Source organism: Bartonella sp. AA1HLJMS, assembly GCF_042197445.1.
Classification (GTDB): domain Bacteria; phylum Pseudomonadota; class Alphaproteobacteria; order Rhizobiales; family Rhizobiaceae; genus Bartonella.
Window position 1 is genome coordinate 1 of record NZ_JBHIRW010000273.1, and the last position, 717, is coordinate 717.

Here is a 717-nt window from a genome sequence, read left to right on the forward strand (position 1 = left end):
CCAGGCTCAGCACTCGTAACTGTGCTCAAATAACGATTTTTATCAGCCCACTGGGAAACAGTATAAGGCGGGTCAGGACGGCGTCCTTCATTCGCATAGCAAAAAAAGAGCCCAGCATCAGAGGACGAGGGCGAAGCATTACTTATCATGTTCTGGATTCTCTTCTAAAATGTTGAGATCGTGAAAAGAAACAGGGACGACATTTTCTACTAAAGCTTTGCGCATATGATGATCGATAGCTCCAATAAGGCTCGCAGCATCACATCCCACTTGCGCCGCAATTTCAGTACCAAAGCGATAGGCAAAATTGAGCATTGTATCTCGATGCGCTCTTCCAAAGTTCCATGCTTCTTTTCTCACTTCTTCACGATCAACAGTTGTTTCACGCAATCGTTCAAGTGCAATCTTTTCTTTTGCTAGCGCAACTTGCATTCGCTCCAGTTTTATCTTGTATTCATTAGCGCCCTCTGTAGAGGTTTGTTTGATCTTTGTCTGCGCTTGACCATCAGGTGCTAAAAATGGAGCAGGGCGCTTTGTTGGATTCTCATTCCAGATAGCTGTTGCAAGCGCTTCATTGACAGAACCATCTTCAAAAAGAGCTGCATCAAATTTACCTATCTTTATCCGAGAAACCACCGCATTATGTGAAACACCCATCTTCTTCGCAAACGCACGAACCAATAAACCCTCACGATGCTTCTTGGTCATAGTTGCTCC

1 protein-coding gene and 1 pseudogene are annotated in these 717 nt (G+C 44.5%); both read right to left on the bottom strand.

Features of this window, described 5'->3' with window-relative positions:
• Nucleotides 1-149: pseudogene (locus tag ACFIQE_RS11140) on the bottom strand (terminase large subunit); the annotation flags it as partial.
• Entirely contained in the window at nt 139-708 is a 570-nt protein-coding gene (locus tag ACFIQE_RS11145; RefSeq protein WP_375707778.1) for a hypothetical protein, read from the bottom strand. The pseudogene ACFIQE_RS11140 and the gene ACFIQE_RS11145, both read right to left, overlap by 11 nt.
• Nucleotides 709-717 lie beyond the last annotated feature (9 nt).